The 3,014-nt window shown below is 52.1% G+C and carries 1 rRNA gene; it reads right to left on the bottom strand.

The features are described from left to right. Positions 1 to 7 precede the first annotated feature (7 nt). Positions 8 to 2,940, bottom strand: a 23S ribosomal RNA gene (locus ACFX4H_RS26765). Positions 2,941 to 3,014 lie beyond the last annotated feature (74 nt).

Here is a 3,014-nt window from a genome sequence, read left to right as displayed (position 1 = left end):
AAAAGCGTTGGTTAAGTCCTCGATCTATTAGTATCAGTCAGCTCCACATGTCACCATGCTTCCACCTCTGACCTATCAACCTGATCATCTTTCAGGGATCTTACTAGCTTGCGCCATGGGAAATCTCATCTTGAGGGGGGCTTCATGCTTAGATGCTTTCAGCACTTATCCCGTCCGCACGTAGCTACCCAGCTATGCCTTTGGCAAGACAACTGGTACACCAGCGGTGCGTCCATCCCGGTCCTCTCGTACTAAGGACAGCTCCTCTCAAATTTCCTGCGCCCGCGACGGATAGGGACCGAACTGTCTCACGACGTTCTGAACCCAGCTCGCGTACCGCTTTAATGGGCGAACAGCCCAACCCTTGGGACCGACTACAGCCCCAGGATGCGATGAGCCGACATCGAGGTGCCAAACCTCCCCGTCGATGTGGACTCTTGGGGGAGATAAGCCTGTTATCCCCGGGGTAGCTTTTATCCGTTGAGCGATGGCCCTTCCATGCGGAACCACCGGATCACTAAGCCCGACTTTCGTCCCTGCTCGACTTGTAGGTCTCGCAGTCAAGCTCCCTTGTGCCTTTACACTCTACGAATGATTTCCAACCATTCTGAGGGAACCTTTGGGCGCCTCCGTTACTCTTTAGGAGGCGACCGCCCCAGTCAAACTGCCCACCTGACACTGTCTCCCACCCCGATAAGGGGCGCGGGTTAGAATTTCAATACAGCCAGGGTAGTATCCCACCAACGCCTCCACCGAAGCTGGCGCTCCGGCTTCTCAGGCTCCTACCTATCCTGTACAAGCTGTACCAAAATTCAATATCAGGCTGCAGTAAAGCTCCACGGGGTCTTTCCGTCCTGTCGCGGGTAACCTGCATCTTCACAGGTACTATAATTTCACCGAGTCTCTCGTTGAGACAGTGCCCAGATCGTTACACCTTTCGTGCGGGTCGGAACTTACCCGACAAGGAATTTCGCTACCTTAGGACCGTTATAGTTACGGCCGCCGTTTACTGGGGCTTCGGTTCAAAGCTTCGCTTGCGCTAACCTCTCCCCTTAACCTTCCAGCACCGGGCAGGTGTCAGCCCCTATACTTCGCCTTGCGGCTTCGCAGAGACCTGTGTTTTTGCTAAACAGTCGCCTGGGCCTATTCACTGCGGCTTTTCTGGGCTATTCACCCTAAAAAGCACCCCTTCTCCCGAAGTTACGGGGTCATTTTGCCGAGTTCCTTAACGAGAGTTCTCTCGCACACCTTAGGATTCTCTCCTCGCCTACCTGTGTCGGTTTGCGGTACGGGCACCTTACATCTCACTAGAGGCTTTTCTTGGCAGCGTGGAATCAGGAACTTCGGTACTATATTTCCCTCGCCATCACAGCTCCGCCTTAATGGAAACGGGATTTGCCTCGTTTCCGGCCTAACTGCTTGGACGCGCATATCCAACAGCGCGCTTACCCTATCCTTCTGCGTCCCCCCATCGTTCAAACGATGTATAGGTGGTACAGGAATATCAACCTGTTGTCCATCGCCTACGCCTTTCGGCCTCGGCTTAGGTCCCGACTAACCCTGAGCGGACGAGCCTTCCTCAGGAAACCTTAGGCATTCGGTGGAAGGGATTCTCACCCTTCTTTCGCTACTCATACCGGCATTCTCACTTCTAAGCGCTCCACCAGTCCTTCCGGTCTGACTTCAACGCCCTTAGAACGCTCTCCTACCATCGACACCATACGGTGTCAATCCACAGCTTCGGTGATACGTTTAGCCCCGGTACATTTTCGGCGCGGAGTCACTCGACCAGTGAGCTATTACGCACTCTTTAAATGGTGGCTGCTTCTAAGCCAACATCCTGGTTGTCTAAGCAACTCCACATCCTTTTCCACTTAACGTATACTTTGGGACCTTAGCTGGTGGTCTGGGCTGTTTCCCTTTCGACTACGGATCTTATCACTCGCAGTCTGACTCCCAAGAATAAGTATTTGGCATTCGGAGTTTGACTGAATTCGGTAACCCGTTGGGGGCCCCTAGTCCAATCAGTGCTCTACCTCCAATACTCTCATCTTGAGGCTAGCCCTAAAGCTATTTCGGAGAGAACCAGCTATCTCCAGGTTCGATTGGAATTTCTCCGCTACCCACACCTCATCCCCGCACTTTTCAACGTGCGTGGGTTCGGGCCTCCATTCAGTGTTACCTGAACTTCACCCTGGACATGGGTAGATCACCTGGTTTCGGGTCTACGACCTCATACTCATTCGCCCTATTCAGACTCGCTTTCGCTGCGGCTCCGTCTCATCAACTTAACCTCGCATGAAATCGTAACTCGCCGGTTCATTCTACAAAAGGCACGCCATTACCCATTAACGGGCTTTGACTACTTGTAGGCACACGGTTTCAGGATCTATTTCACTCCCCTTCCGGGGTGCTTTTCACCTTTCCCTCACGGTACTGGTTCACTATCGGTCACTAGGGAGTATTTAGCCTTGGGAGATGGTCCTCCCTGCTTCCGACGGGATTTCTCGTGTCCCGCCGTACTCAGGATCCACTCAGGAGGGAACGAAGTTTCAACTACAGGGTTTTTACCTTCTTCGACGGACCTTTCCAGGTCGCTTCATTTACCCCGTTCCTTTGTAACTCCATGTTGAGTGTCCTACAACCCCAAGAGGCAAGCCTCTTGGTTTGGGCTAATTCCGTTTCGCTCGCCGCTACTCAGGAAATCGCGTTTGCTTTCTCTTCCTCCGGGTACTTAGATGTTTCAGTTCCCCGGGTCTGCCTTCAGTACCCTATGTATTCAGGTAAAGATACTGTTCCATTACGAACAGTGGGTTTCCCCATTCGGAAATCTCCGGATCAAAGCTTACTTACAGCTCCCCGAAGCATATCGGTGTTAGTCCCGTCCTTCATCGGCTCCTAGTGCCAAGGCATCCACCGTGCGCCCTTTCTAACTTAACCGTTAAAAAAGATCTTACAGATGCTTTGAAAAAAATTAATTGCCTTCTATCTATTATCTAGTTTTCAAGGAACAA

Origin of the sequence: Peribacillus sp. YIM B13477, assembly GCF_042787955.1 — a bacterium.
GTDB lineage: Bacteria > Bacillota > Bacilli > Bacillales > DSM-1321 > Peribacillus > Peribacillus frigoritolerans.
The sequence above is the reverse complement of the archived record's forward strand: the minus strand, read 5'-3'. Positions and strand labels throughout refer to the sequence as shown.